The sequence below is a fragment of the Microbispora sp. H10670 genome (genome assembly GCF_014161385.1).
GTDB classification, from domain to species: Bacteria; Actinomycetota; Actinomycetes; order Streptosporangiales; family Streptosporangiaceae; genus Microbispora; species Microbispora triticiradicis.
The window spans coordinates 38,184-54,498 of sequence record NZ_JABBWW010000022.1 but is presented as its reverse complement, the minus strand read 5'-3'; the positions used below and the strand labels follow the sequence as shown (position 1 = coordinate 54,498).

Genomic DNA, 16,315 nt, shown 5'->3' with positions numbered 1-16,315 from the left:
CGAACTCCCCGGCGGGCGGCGATGAACGGATCCTGGCGGCGGTCCAGGCCGTTCTGGGGCGGCCTGCTGGTGCTGGCCGCGGGCCTGGAACTGCTGAGCATCCCGTTCGTGACGAAGGCCCTGCCGCTCGTCATCCAGTCGGGCACGGTCGGGGCCACCTACCTCGTCGCGCTCGTGCTGGTCATCCTGGGCCTGATGATCTGGCTCCAGCCCGGCCAGCGGGCCTTCCTCGGCGTGGTCGCCGTGCTGGTCTCGATCGCGTCGTTCGTCTACGCCAACCTGGGCGGCTTCCTGATCGGCATGCTGCTCGGCCTCGTGGGAGGCGCGCTCGCGGTCGCCTGGGCTCCGGGGGAGACGGCCCCCCGCGTCTCCGGAACCGACGCCGAGCCCTCCGGCGCGGCCGCCCCGCCCGCGTCCGCCGGCGGAGGAATCACCTTCACCGCCCGCCGGGTGGTCGGCCGCGACGAGCACCTGCGGCCGGCCGACGTCCAGACCCCGCGGACCCAGCCCCAGCCGCCCGTCGCCGAGCCCGGCCCGCGAACCGGCGCTCAGGCCGAAACGAGGACCGAGCCTCAGCCGCCCGACCCCGAGCCCGGCCCGCGAACCGACACGTCGGCCCGGCCGGGGCTGCCCGCCGCGTCGCCCACTGGGCCGCCTGCCGGAGACGGCCCTCAGGTCCTCGTCGGCCGGGTCCGCCCCGCCTCCGGCCCGGAGGCCGGTGCGGGCAGCGGGCCCTCCGCGGGTTCCTCCTCTCCCGCCGCTGTTCCCGCCGATGACGGGCGGGCGGAGGGGACCAGGGCCCGCTCCGGCCCCGAGCACGCGGGCCCGGACGGCGGTCCAGGCGACAGTGCCTCGGACGGCGACAGCGGCGACGGGGGTGACGGGGGTGCGCGGGTGGGTGACGAGGGGAGCGGGGGTCCGGATGCGGGGCAGGGTCCGGGTCCGGCGGGCAGGGCGCTGGCCATCGCGATGCTGCCCGTCCTCCTGGTGACGGGGACGGGTGTGCCACATGCGGACCCCGGTGTGTCCGCCCAGCGCGGAGCCGTCTCCCACACCGTTCCCGCCACCGCTTACGGCGCTGTTCCCGCTGCAGTTCAGGGCGTGGTGCCCGCAGTCGGCCCCCGAGGCGTACAGAACGCCGTATCCCGCGCCGTTCCCGCGGCCGTTCAGGGCGCGGTGCCCGATGCCGGACACCGGGGCGGGTCCGACGCGGTCGCTCGTGCGGTGCCGAGCCTGCTTCCCGGTGCCGTGCCCAGCGCCGTCTCCGACGTCGTCCCGGACGTCGTCCCGGACGTCGTGCCCACGGTCGTGCCCACCGACCTGCCGGGAGCCCTGGGGTCGGCGAATCCGCTGGCCCCCCTCACCGGCGGGCGGTCCCGCTCGCCCGGCGCGTCGCCGTCCCCGGGCGAGGACGACCAGGAGGGCCAGGGCCCGCCCTCCGGATCCGCGGGCGGTCAGGCGAGGGTGGCGGTCGAGCCCGCCGCCGTCCGCGCCCCCTCCCTCACCATGACCGGCATGAAGTTCACCGGGGTCGTGGAGATGCCCACCGCGACCGGCACGGTCAAGATGCTCCGCTTCACCATGCACAAGGCCGTGCTGGAGCGGCCCGTGCAGACCATGGGCTCGACAACCCTGGTGGGCAGCACCTTCACCTTCGAGGGCGACGTCGTGATCTGCACGACGAAGATGACCGCGAAGCTCCTCGGCGTGCCCCAGCGGTTCACCGCCGAGCACCCGAACATCCTGGTCCGGGCGCTCAAGCTGGTGCCGTCCCTGAACGTCCCGCTGACCATGACCGACGTCGTCAGCGAGCAGCCGTACGTCACGGCCGACTCCCTGCGCGCGGACGATCTGCACCTGGTGGTCGGCGCCTGAGCCGCCGATACTGAGCCGCTGCCACCGGGACCGCCGGTGCCGGAGTCAGCGGTGCCGCAGCAGCCGCAGGGCCTTCTCCTTCTCGAAGTCCAGCGCTCGGCGCGGCGCCTGGATGCGGCCGATGCGCACGCCGAGGTCCCGTACGGCCTGGGCCACCGCGGGCTCGGACAGCGCCCGGAGCGCGAAGGCCAGTTCCGCCGGCGAGACGTCGAAGCGGCGTTCCAGGTCCACCGCCTGCCGCACCGCCTCGATCTCGTCCGGGCCGAAGCGCCGGTGGGCGCCCCTGTCGCGTACGGGCGGCAGCAGGCCGAGCGCCTCCCGGTAGCGCAGCATGCGGGGGGACATGCCGAGCCGCCGTGCCGCCTCGGTGATGCGCATCATGCCTCCGGTCCACGTGCCCGGTCTCCCACGCTAGACAGGTTCGGAGCCTTCCGGCACCCGCGGACGACCGAATCTCACATTCTTGTGTCAGGTTCGCGCTCTCGCGTATGCGTCCCGAGTCCCGCGACGCCTAAACTCGCACCGACAGACAACGGAGAGGGACACACTCATGGACTTCAAGGTCGCCGACCTTGCGCTCGCGGAGTTCGGCCGCAAAGAGATCCGCCTCGCGGAGCACGAGATGCCGGGCCTCATGGCGACCCGGGAGGAGTACGCCGCGGCGCAGCCGCTGCGGGGTGCGAAGATCATGGGCTCGCTGCACATGACGATCCAGACCGCCGTGCTGATCGAGACGCTGGTCGCGCTGGGCGCCGACGTCCGCTGGGTGAGCTGCAACATCTTCTCCACCCAGGACCACGCCGCCGCCGCGGTGGTCGTCGGCCCGGACGGCACGGCCGACAACCCCTCCGGCGTCCCGGTCTTCGCCTGGAAGGGCGAGACGCTGGAGGAGTACTGGTGGTGCACCGAGCAGGCGCTCCGCTGGCCCGACGGCTCCGGCCCCAACATGATCCTCGACGACGGCGGCGACGCCACGCTGCTGGTGCACAAGGGCGTGGAGTTCGAGAAGGCCGGCGCGGTCCCGGTCGCCGGTGAGGACGACCCCGAGGAGTGGGCGGTCATCCTCGACACCCTCCGCCGCACGGTCTCCGGGGACAACTGGTGGACCCGCGTCGCCGAGGACATCAAGGGCGTCACCGAGGAGACCACGACCGGCGTGCACCGCCTGTACGAGATGCACAAGACCGGCAATCTCCTCTTCCCGGCCATCAACGTCAACGACTCGGTGACCAAGTCGAAGTTCGACAACAAGTACGGCTGCCGCCACTCGGTGATCGACGGTCTCAACCGCGCCACCGACGTGCTGATCGGCGGCAAGGTCGCCGTGGTCTGCGGGTACGGCGACGTGGGCAAGGGCTGCGCCGACGCGCTGCGCGGCCAGGGCGCCCGGGTCATCGTCACCGAGATCGACCCGATCTGCGCGCTCCAGGCGGCGATGGACGGCTTCCAGGTCACCACCCTGGAGGAGGTCGTCGGCATCGCGGACATCTTCGTCACCTGCACCGGCAACTACGGCATCATCACCGCCGAGCACATGTCGCGGATGAAGCACCAGGCGATCGTGTCCAACATCGGCCACTTCGACAACGAGATCGACATGGCCGGCCTGGGCCGCATCGACGGCATCAAGAGGATTAACATCAAGCCGCAGGTCGACGAGTGGGTGTTCCCCGACGGGCACTCGATCATCGTGCTCGCCGAGGGCAGGCTGATGAACCTCGGCTGCGCCACCGGCCACCCCTCGTTCGTCATGTCGAACTCGTTCACCAACCAGGTCATCGCGCAGATCGAGCTGTTCACGAAGACCGACGAGTACCCGACCGGCGTGTACGTGCTGCCCAAGCACCTCGACGAGAAGGTCGCCCGCCTCCACCTCGACGCGCTCGGCGTGAAGCTGACCACGCTGAGCAAGAAGCAGGCGGAGTACATCGGCGTCGACGTCGAGGGCCCGTACAAGCCGGACCACTACCGCTACTGACGGCGGGACGGCCGTGGGGGCGCCGCGCCCCCGCGGCCCGTACGAAAGCCCGCACGAAGGCTCGCACGAAAGCCTGCACGAGAGCTTGCACGAAAGACGGAGGGCCGGCGTGATCCAGCCGGACATGGCCGAGGCCGGGGAGCGGCGCATCGAGTGGGCGGCCCGGTCGATGCCGGTTCTCCAGGCCATCGGCGCCGGGTTCGGCGCCGACCGGCCGCTCGACGGCCTGCGCATCGCCGCCTGCCTGCACGTGACGGCCGAGACGGCCGTGCTCATGGGCGCGCTGCGGCAGGGCGGCGCCGAGATCGCCCTGGCCGCCTCGAACCCCCTGTCCACGCAGGACGACGTCGCCGCGGCGCTGGGGGAGTACGGCATCGCCGTGCACGCCCGCGCCGGGGTGGACAGGGCGGCCTACTACCGGCACATCAACCAGGCGCTGGACATCGAGCCGCACGTCGTCCTCGACGACGGCTGCGACCTCGTCAACATCCTGCACACCGAGCGGGTCGGGCTTCTCGACGGCGTGATGGGCGGCTGCGAGGAGACCACCACCGGGATCATCCGGCTGCGCCAGATGGCCTCGGAGGGCGCGCTGCGCTTCCCGGTCGTCGCGGTCAACGACACCCGGACGAAGCGGATGTTCGACAACCGCTACGGCACCGGCCAGTCGACGCTCGACGGCATCATGCGGGCGACCAACGTGCTGCTCGCGGGCCGCACCGTCGTCGTCGCGGGCTTCGGCTTCTGCGGCAGGGGAGTCGCGGAGCGGGCCAAGGGCCTCGGCGCGCGGGTCGTCGTCACCGAGATCGACCCGGTCAAGGCCCTCGACGCCGCCCTGCAGGGCTACGACGTACGGCCGATGAGCCTGGCCGCCGAGATCGGCGACGTGTTCGTGACCGTCACCGGCAACCGCGACGTCATCCGCGCCGAGCACCTGGCCGCCATGAAGGACGGCGCCATCCTCGCGAACGCGGGCCACTTCGACGTCGAGATCGACGTGCGGGCGCTGGAGGGGATGGCCCGGGAGGTGCGCTTCGGCATCAGGCCCAACACCGACGAGTACGTCCTGGAGGACGGCCGCAGGCTGCTGCTGCTCGCCGAGGGCCGCCTGGTGAACCTGACCGCCGCCGAGGGCCACCCGGCCGCGGTGATGGACATGTCGTTCTCCGCCCAGGCCCTCACCGTCGCATGGCTGGTCGAGGAGCCGTCCCGGCTGCCGCCCGGCGTCCACGACGTCCCGGCCGGCATCGACGTGGAGGTGGCCCGCCTGAAGCTCGCCGCCGCCGGGATCTCGATCGACGCGCTCACCGCCGAGCAGGAGGAGTATCTCCACTCCTGGCGGCTCGGGTCCTGACCCGCTCCCGGACCGCCACGCGCCGCCCGCGCCGCCGAAGGCGGGTCTCCCGGGCCCCTCGCAGGGCGCGCCGGCACTACCCTGCCAGGGTGAGTGTGGATGTGTCGGTGGTCGTCCGTTATCGCAAGGCCGTCACGTACGGCGTACACGCGCTGCTCGGCGCGCTGGAGACCGCCAGGGCGGAATGCGATCTGCGGTTCGGCGTCACGGTCGAGGAGACCGCCGAGCACATCGCGGCGAGCACCGCCGATCGTGTCCTGGTGCTGTGGTCGTTCTACTCCCCGGACGCCGAGGCGATGGCCGCCGAACTGGCCGCCGTACGCGCTCTCGCCGACGACCCGCGCGTCCTGCACATCGCGGGTGGCGTCCACGCGACCGCGGAACCCCAGCAGGTCATCGACGCAGGCTGGGACCTCGCCGCGATCGGCGAGGGTGAGACGACGATCGTCGCCCTGGTCGAGGCGCTGCGCGCGGACGCGCCGCTCACCACCGTGCCCGGCCTGGCGGTGCGCGACGCGGACGGCATGGCGCTGCGCACGCCGCCGGCGCCGCAGTTGCCGCTGGACGCCTTCCCGTCCTTCCCCGACCGGCGCCGCGCCTTCGGGCCCATAGAGATCACCCGTGGCTGCGCGTACACCTGCCGCTTCTGCCAGACGCCCTTCATGTTCGGGGGCAGGTTCCGGCACCGCGGCGTGGCGAGCGTGCGGGAGCACGTCCGGCGGATGGCCGCGCACGGCCTGCGCGACGTCCGGTTCATCACCCCCACCTCGCTCTCGTACGGCACGCAGGGGCCGGACCCGGCGCTCGACGCCGTCGAGGAGCTGCTGGCGGGCGTGAAGGAGGAACTGCCCGCCGGCGGCCGGGTGTTCTTCGGCAGCTTCCCCTCCGAGATCCGGCCCGAGCACGTCACGCCGGAGGCGATGCGGCTGCTGAAGCGGTACGTGGCGAACGACAACATCATCATCGGGGCGCAGTCGGGCTCCGACCGGGTGCTGGCCGCCGCCGGTCGCGGTCACGGCGCAGAACCGGTCCGCGACGCCGTCCGCATCACCGCCGAGTTCGGCTTCCGGCCGAACGTCGACTTCATCTTCGGGCTGCCCGGCGAGTCGGCCGAGGACCAGGAGGCGTCTCTGCGGCTGGCCGCCGACCTCGCCGACCTCGGGGCGCGCATCCACACCCACACGTTCATGCCGCTGCCCGGCACGCCGTGGCGGGATGCCGAACCCGCGTTCATCCCGCTGGCCACCATGCGCGAACTGGACCGGCTCGCGCAGCGCGGCGACGCCTACGGGCACTGGCGCAAGCAGGCCGAGCACGCCGCACGGCTCGCCGAGACGGCCAAGGCCTATCCGCGCCGCACCCGGCGCCGGCGCACCACCGACCAGTGACGTACTGACGCGCGGCCGGGACGACTGTTCCGGACGGCCGGGACCGGTCAGGGGCCGCGCCGGTAACGATCAGGCGTTGCATGAGGCAGGGGCGGGCCCGGTGCGGCTGCAATGGGAGGTATGCCGTTACTGCCGCACCGCCGCGCAGCCCGTCCGCCGGACGACCCCGTGCCGGTTCCTCCGGCGTTGCGTCCTCCGCGGGCTGCTGCCTGGTGGATCGTGCTGGCCGTCCTCCTGGTCGGTGCCGCCGCCGGCGGCACCTTGTGGTGGCTGCTGGCCGACCTGGCCCACCAGTCCGCCGGGCAACCCGTTCCCGGGGCCGGTAGCGCACGGGGGGAGATACTGCGTACCGCGCTGGCCGCCGGCGCCGGAGTCGGCGCCGCCATCACCCTCGCGCTGGCCTTCCGGCGCCAGAACCATCAGGAGCTGCACAGCTTCATCACCGCCCGGCACGCCGAGCGGGTGGCCGCCGCCACCGAGCACGACGCCGCCGAACGCCGGGTCACCGACCTGTACACCAAGGCCGCCGAACAACTCGGTCACGACAGAGCCGCCGTACGTCTGGCCGGCCTGTACGCCCTTGAGCGTCTCGCGCAGGACAACCCACTCCACCGGCAGACCATCGTCAATGTCATCTGCGCCTATCTACGCATGCCCTACGCCGCGCCGGAATCGGCCTCGGCTCGCGAGAACGAACGCAGGGCGGCGTTGCTGGCGGCCCGACGCCGCTACCGGGCCGCCCGTCTCGGCGCCCTCGCCGTTCCTGATCACGCACCCCGGCAGGAGACCGACCGGGAAGGCGAACTGCAGGTCCGCCTCACCGCTCAGCGCGTCCTCGCCGAGCACCTGCGTGACGACCGCCCTCTCAGCACCTGGGACGAGTCCCCGCCCAGCCCTCGGTACTGGGAGGGCATGCGACTCGACCTGACCGGGGCCACCCTGATCGATTTCGAGCTCACCCGTGCCCGTTTCACCGGCAGCTTCGACGGAGTGACCTTCTCCGGAAGGGCCGGATTCGATTTCGTCACCTTCTCCGGGGACGCCGGATTCGACAGGGTGACCTTCACCGGGGGATGCCGATTTCGCTCGGGCGATCTTCTCCGGGGACGCCAGGTTCGGCGGGGTGACGTTCTCCCGGGGCGCCACGGCCGACGATCAGACCTTCTTCACGACCTGGCAGAGCGGCGAAGCCTTCTCCGAGGCCACATTCACCGGTGCGAGGGCCACGCCTACGCGCGACCACGTGTGGCCGGACGGGTGGCATCTGGAAGTGGGCCTCGACGGCACCGGCTTTCTGATCGCCGACAGCGCGGCTGGAGAACCGAGCGGGAATACCTGATCGCCGACAACACCGAACCAGCCCGGCGCCGCGACCGTGGCCGGCCGGGACAGCACGGAGGCGGGCACCGTCGGTGTGACCTCTCCCTCAACACACCGGCGGCGCCCGCCTCAACCCCACTGCAGGATGCCCCATGACCTGCAATTGCCACAGGTGCCCCCCAATCGCGGGTCTACACCTAAATCGGCGGAACAAATCCGCCGGATGTCGTCGCAGACCCTTCCGGCGCCTCTCCCCGAGGGGCGGGAGGCGCGGGCGGCCGCACTCCCGCACCCTGGCTGACCAGGGGAGATTCCGCGTGCGTGCCGTACACGCGCGGGCCGTACCTCTGCGCGCCGTACCGCGCGCGGTTCTCGCGAATCGCGGCGAGCCGCGCCTCCTCGCGGCGCCTGCGCTCGGCCAGCACGGCGGCCAGATAGGCGTACGGCGGGACGCCGGGCGGGGGCGGCGGCGCGATGCGGGCGCTCACCTGACCGGCCACCCGCAACCCCATCTCCTCCCGCATCGGCGGGCTGAGCTGGTGCCACCGCACGAGGTACTGCCGGGCGGTGGCGGCGAGTTCGCCGGACAGGCCGGAAAGCTCCAGCGTGGCCGCCCAGGACGCCAGCGCCGGCGGCATCTCGGGGGGCGGGGTCTCGCCCGGCCCGCGCTCACCGATGACGATCGTCCCGGCGAACACGTCGCCCAGGCGTTTGCCGCGCGGGTTCAGCAGCGAGGTGATGAGCGCCGGGGCGCCGAACAACGGCGTCCAGAACTCCAGGAACCCGGCGAGCCCGCGGAACAGCGCCTGCCGGAAGCGTTCCGGCCCGCCGTCGTCGCTCACCACCCGCAGGCCCAGCGCGAGCTTGCCCAGTGAGCGGCCCCGGGTGAGCGTCTCGGACGCGACCGGGTAGCCCACCGTGACGAGCACCGTGAACAGGATGAGCAACGCGACGGACAGCGAGTCGTCGGTCAGCGACGAGGCGTGGGAGACCAGCACGGACGCCACGATGATCACGGTCCACTGCACGACGAAGTCGATCAGGAAGGCCAGGGCGCGGCTGGGCAGCTGGGCCACGCGGACCTCGACGACGACGGCCTCACCGGTCACGACTTCGGACACACTGCGCACCCTACTGCGCCGTGGTCGATAGGGTCCGATCCGTGGACATCGATGCGTTCGTCGCCGCGAGCAAGCCGTCCTGGGACCGGCTGGACGACCTCGTACGGCGGCGGCGCACGCTGCGCGGCGCGGAGATCGACGAACTGGTGGAGCTCTACCAGCAGGCGGCCACGCACCTGTCCATCGTCCGGTCGGCGTCGACCGACGCGCTGCTCGCCGGTCGCCTGTCGTCGCTGGTCGCACGGGCCCGCTCGGCCGTCACCGGCGCCCACAGCCCGGCCTGGCGGGAGGTGGTCCGCTTCTTCACCGTGTCGTTCCCGGTCGTCGCCTACCGGGCCCGGCGCTGGTGGATCGGCGCCACGGTCGCCTCTCTCGTCGTGGCGTACGTCATGGGCGTGTGGGTGGCGACCGACCCGGCGGTGCAGGGCGTCGTCGGCACTCCGGAGGAGATCCGGCAGATCGTCGAGCACGACTTCGCCGACTACTACTCCGAGAACCCGGCGGCGTCCTTCGCCGGCCACGTGTGGCTCAACAACGCCTGGCTGTCCATGCAGGTGGTGGTGTCGGCGATCCTGCTCGGCCTGCCCATCCCGTGGATCCTGTGGCAGAACTCGGCCAACGTCGGGGTGCTCGGCGGCCTGATGCACGCCCACGACAGGGCCGACGTGTTCTGGGGGCTGATCCTGCCGCACGGCATGCTGGAACTCACCGCGGTGTTCCTGGCGGCGGGAGCGGGCATGCGGCTCGGCTGGACGGTCGTCGACCCCGGCCCGAGGCGGCGGGCGGAGGCGCTGGCCGAGCAGGGCAGGGCCGTGATGAGCGTCGCGCTCGGCCTGGTCGTGGTGCTGTTCGTCTCCGGGCTCATCGAGGCGGGGGTCACCCCTTCGGGCCTGCCGACCTGGGCGCGCATCGCCATCGGCGCGCTCGCGGAGGCGCTGTTCCTCACGTACGTCGTCGTCTTCGGCCGCCGGGCGGAGCGCCGGAACGAGACGGGGGACATCGAACGCGCCCCCGACCTGGCCCCCACGGCCTGACGGGTCACAGCCGGCCGGCGGCCTTGAGCGCGAGGTAGGCGTCGGCGAGCGCGGGGGCGATGTCCTCGGGCAGTGCGTCGACGACCTCCACACCCTGGCGGCGCAGCGTCGCCGTGACCTCGCGCCGCTCGCCGCGCAGCCGCTCCGCCGCCGCGGCGTCGTACACCGCCTCGGCGGTGCCCCGGCCCGCCGCCATCTCGGCCACCCGCGGATCGGCCACCGCGGCGACCAGGACCAGGTGACGCGCCGACAACCGTGGCAGCACGGGCAGCAGCCCTTCTTCCATGGCCGCCGTGTTCAGGTCGGTCAGCAGCACCACCAGGCAGCGGCGCCGGGCCCGGGACAGCACGGCCGCCGCCATCCCGGCCGCGTCGGACTCGACCAGCTCCGCCTCGATCGGCGCCATCGCGTTCACCATCGACGACAGCAGTTCGGTGCGTGACGCGCCGGACACCTGCGCCCGTACGGCCCGGTCGTAGGCGAGGAAGTCCACCCGGTCGCCGGCCCGCGCGGCGAGGGCGGCGAGGAGCAGCGCGGCGTCCATCGACCAGTCCAGCCGCGGCCATCCGGCGGCCCCCGAACCTGCCCCCGAACCGGCACCCGAACCGGCCCCCGGACCTCGTGCCGGACCGGGCCCCGAACCGGCTTCCGGACCTCGTCCCGGGCCCGGCCGCGCGTCCGCCCCCGAGCCTGGCGCCCCGGATTCCGGCGCGAAGCCCGGCCCGAAGCCCGGTGGCGCCGTCCCGATCCGGCCGGCCGAGGTGCGGCCGGTGTCGAGCACGATCAGCACGCGGCGGTCGCGTTCCGGCCGCCAGGTGCGCACGACGACGTCGCTGCGCCGGGCGCTCGCCCGCCAGTCGATGGAGCGGACGTCGTCGCCGACCACGTACTCGCGCAACGAGTCGAACTCGGTGCCCTGGCCGCGCACCAGCGCGGGGTGCCGTCCGTCCAGCTCCCGCAGGCGGGCCAGCCGCGCCGGCAGATGCCTGCGGCTGAGGAACGGCGGCAGCACCCGCACGGTCCACGGCGCCTCGAACGTCCGCTGCCGCGCCGCCAGACCCAGGGGCCCGACCGAGCGCACCGTCACGGCCACCGCCTCCCGGTCACCCCTGCGTACGGGCGTGAGCGTCGTGACCAGCCGCCGGCGCTCGCCGGGCGGCACGTCGAGCGCCTGCCGCCGCGGGGTGGCCCCGGCCGAGGGCTGCCAGGCGTCGCGCAGCACGCCCCGCAGCCGGCGCGGGCCGGGGTTGTCCACGACCAGCCCGATCACGAGCGACTGGCCGAGCCGTACGCGCCGGTCGCCGTCCCGGTGGAACCGCAGCCCGCGCACGCCGCCCGCGAGCAGCAGGTCGGCCGTCACGAGCGCGGCCAGCACCAGCGCGGCGGCCAGCACGACCAGGCCGGGCTCGGGGGCGAGGAGCACCACGATCGCGGCGAGGGCGGCGAGCAGTCCCGCGCGCCCGGTCAGCGCCACGCGGCCCTCACCGGGGCACCGGTACGGCCGACAGGATGCCCTCCAGGATGCCGTCCGGGGTGGCGCCCTCCAGTTCGGCCTCCGGGCGCAGCCCCACGCGGTGCCGCAGGGCGGGCCGCGCGAGGGCCTTCACGTCGTCGGGGGTCACGTACGACCGGCCCGACAGCCAGGCCCAGGCCCGCGCGGCGGCGAGCAGCGCGGTGGCCCCGCGCGGCGAGACGCCGAGCTGGAGCGAGGGCGACTGCCGGGTGGCCCGGGCGAGGTCCACGATGTAGCCGAGCACCTCCGGGCCCACGTGGACCTGGGCGACCGCCCGCCGTCCCGCCGCGAGGTCGGCCGCGGACGCCACCGCCCTGAGCTCCGACAGGTCGCGCGGATCGAAGCCGAGCGCGTGCCGTTCGAGGACGGCGATCTCCTGCTCGCGCGGCGGCAGCGGCACGGTGAGCTTGAGCAGGAACCGGTCGAGCTGCGCCTCGGGAAGCTGGTAGGTGCCCTCGTACTCGACGGGGTTCTGCGTCGCCACGACGATGAACGGATCGGGCAGCGCGCGGGCCGCTCCCTCGACGCTCACCTGCCGTTCCTCCATCGCCTCCAGCAGGGCGGCCTGGGTCTTCGGCGGCGTACGGTTGATCTCGTCGGCGAGCAGGAGGTTGGTGAAGATCGGCCCCTCGCGGAACTCGAACTCCGCCGTCCGCGCGTCGTAGACCAGTGATCCCGTCACGTCGCCCGGCATCAGGTCGGGGGTGAACTGCACGCGCTTGAAGTCGAGCGAGAGCGTGGCCGACAGCGTGCGGACGAGCAGGGTCTTGGCCACTCCGGGCACGCCTTCGAGCAGCACGTGACCCCGGCAGAGCAGCGCGATGACCAGGCCGGTGACGACCGGGTCCTGGCCCACGACCGCCTTGCCGACCTCCGCGCGCAGCGCCGCCAGCGCCTCCCGCGCGGCGTCGGCCCCGGGAGGTGTCGGCAGCGGCGGAAGCGACGGGGCCGACGGGGCTGACAGGGGCGGCGGCGAGGTGGCCGGGGGTACGGGGGACGACGCCGAGGGGGCGGCGCCCGGTCCGGGGGTGGTCACGAGTCTCGAACCTGCCTTTCCAGTGTGTCCAGATGGGCGGCGAGGGCCACCAGCGCGGCGTCGTCGGCCGGTTCGGGGCCGCACAGCAGCGCCCGTACCGGTCCCGGGTCCTGCCCGGTACGCGCCGCCGCGGCGTCGGCGACCTCCTCGGCCGTCGCCGTACGCGGCACGCCCAGGAGAGGAGCGAGCCGGTCGGCGGTGGCGGCCCGCAGGGCGAGGGCGGCGCGGTCCCTGGCCCGGCGCGACCGGTAGAGCAGGCCCCGCCCCTCCACGGTCTCCGAGGCCCGTACGACCACGGGGAGGCGCTCGGTCACGACCGGGCCGAGGCGGCGCCCCCGCCACAGGGCGGTCACGGCCACCGCGACGACGAGCTGGAAGACCGCCCAGTTGACGCCGCCTGGGATGAGATCGCCGAGCGACCTGGCCGGTTCGCCGTCCGCCCCTGTGGCGCCGTCTCCGCCGTCGGCGGCGTCGGCGGGATCGTCGGGCCAGGTGAGCCAGACGAGCTTCGGCCGCGCGCCGGCCAGGTTCAGCGCGAGCGCCGCGTTGCCGTCGTCCGCGAGCCGCAGGTTGGTCAGGAACGACGCGTCGCCCAGCGCGGTCACGGTGTGGCCGTCCTCGGTGTAACGGACCAGCGTGTGGCCGTCGCCCGCCGGATAGCAGCCCGTGGACCCGGACGGGCCGGAGAAGGAGAGTCCGCCGGTGTAGACGTCGCCGGCCCGCACGGCCTCCCGCAGCGCGCACCGGGGCGGCCGGGAGCGGGTGCGCTCGACGCCCTTCCTGTGCAGGCCCGCGGCGAGCACGTCGAGGTAGGACGCGTGCCCGGCGATGAGCCGGTCGCCGGGCGCCTCGGCCAGCCGGACGGCGTCGTCGTGGTCGCCGAGCATGCTCGCCTCGGTGACCAGCAGCAGGGTTTCCGGCCCCGCGGCGGCCACCGCCGCGCCCGGCGTCTCCACCCGGACGACCTCCACCCCGTGCGCCTCCAGCAGCCGGGCGAGGGCGGCGCTCCCGCCGAGCGAGGTGTCGGCCGGGTCCAGGAGCCGCCCGGGGGGCCGGTCAGGCGCGAGCAACGCGGGCAGAGCCGCCGCGCCCAGCACGAGCAGCACCACCAGCGAGATCCAGGCCGCCTCCCGCCCCCGGCCCCGCCGCGCCCCGGTCGTGGTCCCGGTTGTGGGCGCGGTCATGCCGTCACGCCCGTGCGGGCCGAGCGCAGGCGTTCGTCCAGGGCGGCGAGCGTCAGGTACCCCTCACGGGTGCCGTCTGCCTCGCCGTACGTGACGTCGTCGAACAGGCGTGCCGCCGCCCGCAGGTCCGCCGCGTGGGACGGCAGCGCCTGCCCGGCGGCCTCGGCGAGCTCCATCGCCGTACGGCCCGGCAGGGGGGCGACGACGGCGCGTTCCTCCAGGTCGCGGGCGACGGCGCGTAACCGCTCCCGGATGGCCCCGGCCCAGTCCTCCGCCGCCGCCAGGCGTTCGGCCTCCGACCTGTGCTCGGCGGCCGTCCGCTCGCTCCGCCCGAACACGGCTCCCGGCTCCGTCCTCGCGGAGCCGGAGAAGCGGCGCAGGGCCCACAGGAGCAGCACGGCGAGGACGACCAGGACGACGACGATCACGACGAGCGACAGCGCGCCGCCCGTGCCCGTGCCGTCGCCGCTCATCAGGTCACCGATGAACTGGGAGAACTCCCGCCGCAACCGGTCGAACAGCGGCTCGTGCTGGTAGCCCGCCCTCGACAGCTCGCGTGCCGCCTCGTCCGCGGCCTGGTCGCGGCCGATGTCGACGGGCGACGAGAAGGAGGCGAGCGACGACGCGAGCGGCGCGAGCAGTACCGCCGTCACGCCTGGGGTCCGTACGGCGGGGTTCCGTAGTAGGGCGAGGCTCCGGGCGGGGTCCCGTAAGGCGGAGAGCCGGGGCCGGGAGCCGGTCCCGTCGCGGCCGCGTGACTCGGGTGCCACAGGTCGTCGACGCCGGTGTGGACCCAGCCCTGCGACTGGTTCTGCGCGGCCGCCGTCTGCAGCACGAGGTCGAACGCCTCGGCCCGCATCCGCCTGTCCGCGTAGAGGAGCCCCGCCACGCCCGCCTGGAAGGGATAGGTGATCATGGAGGCGACGACGCTGCCCGCGGCCAGGAGGATCGTGGTGAGCACCGTGGCGGCGACCGTGCCGCCGCCGAACATCCCGAGCAGGGAACCGCCGATCGTGAACGGGACTCCCAGCACGCTGGAGGCGATGCCCACGAGCACGGCCGTGAGCACCAGGATGCCGAACACCCGCCAGCTGCCGCCCCTCACCAGCCGCCACGATCGGGCCATCGCGTCGGTGACCCCGCGGCCCTCCAGCACGACCGCGGGGGCAGCCAGCGAGAAGCGGGTGTAGAAGAAGGCGGCGTACGGGATGTAGGCCAGGACGAACAGCAGGCTGACGGCCACGAAGGCGCCCGCCGTCGCGTCGCCCAGCCCCAAAGCCACGAGCAGTGCGGCGAGTACGAGCACCGGCGCCATGAGGATGAGAGCCTGTAGCAGCGCCAGCCCCAGCAGGGCGAGCACCCGCGACCGCGCGAGCTGCCACGCCTCGCCCACCGTGATCCGGCCGCCGAAGACGGCGCGGCCGAGCACCCGGGTGAGGATGCCCGTGAGGATCGTGGTGCCCAGGAACGTCATGACATAGGTGATGATCGCGCCGATGTACTGCGCGGCCAGGCCGACGACCGGGAGCGCGGGCGAGGCGGCCGTCTCGTAGGAGCCGGAGCCGTAGCCGTCCAGCGCCGTCCCGAACATGCCGAGGCCGACCGCCTGGCCGAGCGCGCCGGGGATCGCGGTGACGGCCGCGACGATCGCCGACAGGCCGAGCGTGGCCTTCGGGTTCGAGCGGATCAGCTTGATCGTGCCGTCGAAGATGTCGCCGAGCGTCAGCGGGCGCAGCGGGATGATCCCCGGCCGCGGCGCGTCGGGCGGCCGGTGTCCATATGGACCTTGCGCATATGGACCTTGCGCATAGGGGCCCTGGCCGTAGGGGCCCTGGCCGTAGGGACCGGACCCGTAGTGCGGCCCGCCCGCCTGCGGGCCCTGACCGTACGGTCCGTACTGGCCGTAGCCGGGCTGACCATACTGTCCGGGCTGGCCGTACGGGCCGGAAGAGCCGGGCTGGCCATACTGCTCATGGGACATGGGCTGGCCGTACGGGCCGGGTTGCGGGCCGGGTTGCGGGCCGGCCGGGCCTTCCCGGCCGCCGGGGGCGGCCCAGGACTCGCCCGTCCCGCCGGTCCCGGCGGCTCCGCCGTACGGCGGAGGTTGCTCGGCCGCCCAGCCGGAGGGCACGTCGGGGGAGGAGCCGGGGCCGTCTGTCATGTCCCAATCCTGGCATGATGTACGTGCGTGTGCCGCGCGATCACCAAGTGCCGCGACCGCCGGGTTGCCCGGCGGAGACGGGCAGGTGGTGCACCGGCGTCCCCTCGCGGGCGGAAGCGAGCCCCGGCAGGGGATGGCCGAAACCGGGGTGCGGGAGCACACTTGGAACGTGACCGCACCACGGGATTCCCCCCGGTGTGACCGCATCTGGTCAGATAATCGCGCGCTTGGTGTACTGCGCCTAAACTCCATCCCGCCTAAACTCCAACCTCTGTCATGGTCGTGTAACACCCGAGTGGCGGCCACCGGTAGCCTGCGGGGGTACCTGTGACAAACGCCCAAATCTCCCAA

The 16,315-nt window shown here is 73.6% G+C and carries 13 protein-coding genes; 6 read left to right on the top strand and 7 right to left on the bottom strand.

Annotation, left to right across the window (positions count from 1 at the left end; translation table 11 throughout):
• Positions 1–21: 21 nt before the first annotated feature.
• Positions 22–1,875: a DUF6114 domain-containing protein gene (locus tag HHX33_RS26340; RefSeq protein WP_182876948.1), complete on the top strand. Its 1,854-nt coding sequence runs from the start codon at positions 22–24 to the stop codon at positions 1,873–1,875.
• 45 nt (positions 1,876–1,920) lie between these two features.
• Here the strand turns inward: HHX33_RS26340 and HHX33_RS26335 are convergent, their stop codons facing one another.
• Positions 1,921–2,253 (bottom strand): MerR family transcriptional regulator, encoded by a 333-nt coding sequence (locus HHX33_RS26335; protein ID WP_111701805.1) that lies wholly within the window; start codon positions 2,251–2,253, stop codon positions 1,921–1,923.
• A 172-nt stretch (positions 2,254–2,425) separates the two neighbouring features.
• Here HHX33_RS26335 and ahcY point away from each other — a divergent pair, with 172 nt between their 5' ends.
• From ahcY to HHX33_RS26315, 4 genes are all read left to right on the top strand, one after another.
• Positions 2,426–3,853, top strand: coding sequence for an adenosylhomocysteinase (ahcY, locus tag HHX33_RS26330; protein ID WP_182876947.1), 1,428 nt, complete (start codon positions 2,426–2,428; stop codon positions 3,851–3,853).
• Positions 3,854–3,977: 124 nt separating this feature from the next.
• A complete protein-coding gene (locus HHX33_RS26325; protein WP_182877003.1) occupies positions 3,978–5,207 on the top strand; it encodes an adenosylhomocysteinase in 1,230 nt (409 codons plus the stop codon).
• Between the two features lie 89 nt (positions 5,208–5,296).
• Positions 5,297–6,595 carry a TIGR04013 family B12-binding domain/radical SAM domain-containing protein gene (locus HHX33_RS26320; protein WP_182876946.1) on the top strand — a complete coding sequence of 433 codons (1,299 nt, stop codon included), beginning with the start codon at positions 5,297–5,299 and terminating at the stop codon, positions 6,593–6,595.
• Positions 6,596–6,715: 120 nt separating this feature from the next.
• The gene (locus HHX33_RS26315) at positions 6,716–8,071 is read left to right on the top strand and encodes a pentapeptide repeat-containing protein (RefSeq protein WP_182876945.1); all 1,356 of its coding nucleotides are present in this window, start codon (positions 6,716–6,718) and stop codon (positions 8,069–8,071) included.
• A 41-nt stretch (positions 8,072–8,112) separates the two neighbouring features.
• On the opposite strand, the gene HHX33_RS26310 is transcribed toward HHX33_RS26315, so the two are convergent.
• Positions 8,113–9,036: an RDD family protein gene (locus HHX33_RS26310; protein ID WP_182876944.1), complete on the bottom strand. Its 924-nt coding sequence runs from the start codon at positions 9,034–9,036 to the stop codon at positions 8,113–8,115.
• A 41-nt stretch (positions 9,037–9,077) separates the two neighbouring features.
• On the opposite strand from HHX33_RS26310, the gene HHX33_RS26305 reads away from it, so the two are divergent.
• The gene (locus tag HHX33_RS26305) at positions 9,078–10,070 is read left to right on the top strand and encodes a stage II sporulation protein M (protein ID WP_111701793.1); all 993 of its coding nucleotides are present in this window, start codon (positions 9,078–9,080) and stop codon (positions 10,068–10,070) included.
• A gap of 4 nt (positions 10,071–10,074) precedes the next feature.
• Here HHX33_RS26305 and HHX33_RS26300 read toward each other — a convergent pair whose 3' ends face one another.
• The 5 genes from HHX33_RS26300 to HHX33_RS26280 all read right to left on the bottom strand — a co-directional run bounded on the left by HHX33_RS26300 (position 10,075) and on the right by HHX33_RS26280 (position 15,964).
• On the bottom strand, positions 10,075–11,544 hold the full coding sequence (locus HHX33_RS26300) for a DUF58 domain-containing protein (RefSeq protein WP_182876943.1): 1,470 nt from the start codon (positions 11,542–11,544) through the stop codon (positions 10,075–10,077).
• Between the two features lie 7 nt (positions 11,545–11,551).
• Positions 11,552–12,514 carry an AAA family ATPase gene (locus HHX33_RS26295; protein WP_182879961.1) on the bottom strand — a complete coding sequence of 321 codons (963 nt, stop codon included), beginning with the start codon at positions 12,512–12,514 and terminating at the stop codon, positions 11,552–11,554.
• 101 nt (positions 12,515–12,615) lie between these two features.
• Positions 12,616–13,803, bottom strand: a complete 1,188-nt coding sequence (locus tag HHX33_RS26290) for a DUF4350 domain-containing protein (protein ID WP_182876942.1) — start codon at positions 13,801–13,803, stop codon at positions 12,616–12,618.
• Positions 13,800–14,456: a DUF4129 domain-containing protein gene (locus tag HHX33_RS26285; protein ID WP_310740352.1), complete on the bottom strand. Its 657-nt coding sequence runs from the start codon at positions 14,454–14,456 to the stop codon at positions 13,800–13,802. Before HHX33_RS26285 ends, HHX33_RS26290 begins: the two co-directional genes overlap by 4 nt.
• Positions 14,453–15,964 (bottom strand): glycerophosphoryl diester phosphodiesterase membrane domain-containing protein, encoded by a 1,512-nt coding sequence (locus HHX33_RS26280; protein WP_259402870.1) that lies wholly within the window; start codon positions 15,962–15,964, stop codon positions 14,453–14,455. Before HHX33_RS26280 ends, HHX33_RS26285 begins: the two co-directional genes overlap by 4 nt.
• Positions 15,965–16,315 lie beyond the last annotated feature (351 nt).

What these genes read in the sequence shown, in the direction of transcription:
- HHX33_RS26340 (WP_182876948.1), top strand. Translation starts at nt 22, where the DNA reads ATGAACGGATCCTGGCGGCGGTCCAGGCCGTTCTGGGGCGGCCTGCTG.
- HHX33_RS26335 (WP_111701805.1), bottom strand. Translation starts at nt 2,253, where the DNA reads ATGCGCATCACCGAGGCGGCACGGCGGCTCGGCATGTCCCCCCGCATG.
- ahcY (WP_182876947.1), top strand. Translation starts at nt 2,426, where the DNA reads ATGGACTTCAAGGTCGCCGACCTTGCGCTCGCGGAGTTCGGCCGCAAA.
- HHX33_RS26325 (WP_182877003.1), top strand. Translation starts at nt 3,978, where the DNA reads ATGGCCGAGGCCGGGGAGCGGCGCATCGAGTGGGCGGCCCGGTCGATG.
- HHX33_RS26315 (WP_182876945.1), top strand. Translation starts at nt 6,716, where the DNA reads ATGCCGTTACTGCCGCACCGCCGCGCAGCCCGTCCGCCGGACGACCCC.
- HHX33_RS26290 (WP_182876942.1), bottom strand. Translation starts at nt 13,803, where the DNA reads ATGACCGCGCCCACAACCGGGACCACGACCGGGGCGCGGCGGGGCCGG.
- HHX33_RS26280 (WP_259402870.1), bottom strand. Translation starts at nt 15,964, where the DNA reads ATGACAGACGGCCCCGGCTCCTCCCCCGACGTGCCCTCCGGCTGGGCG.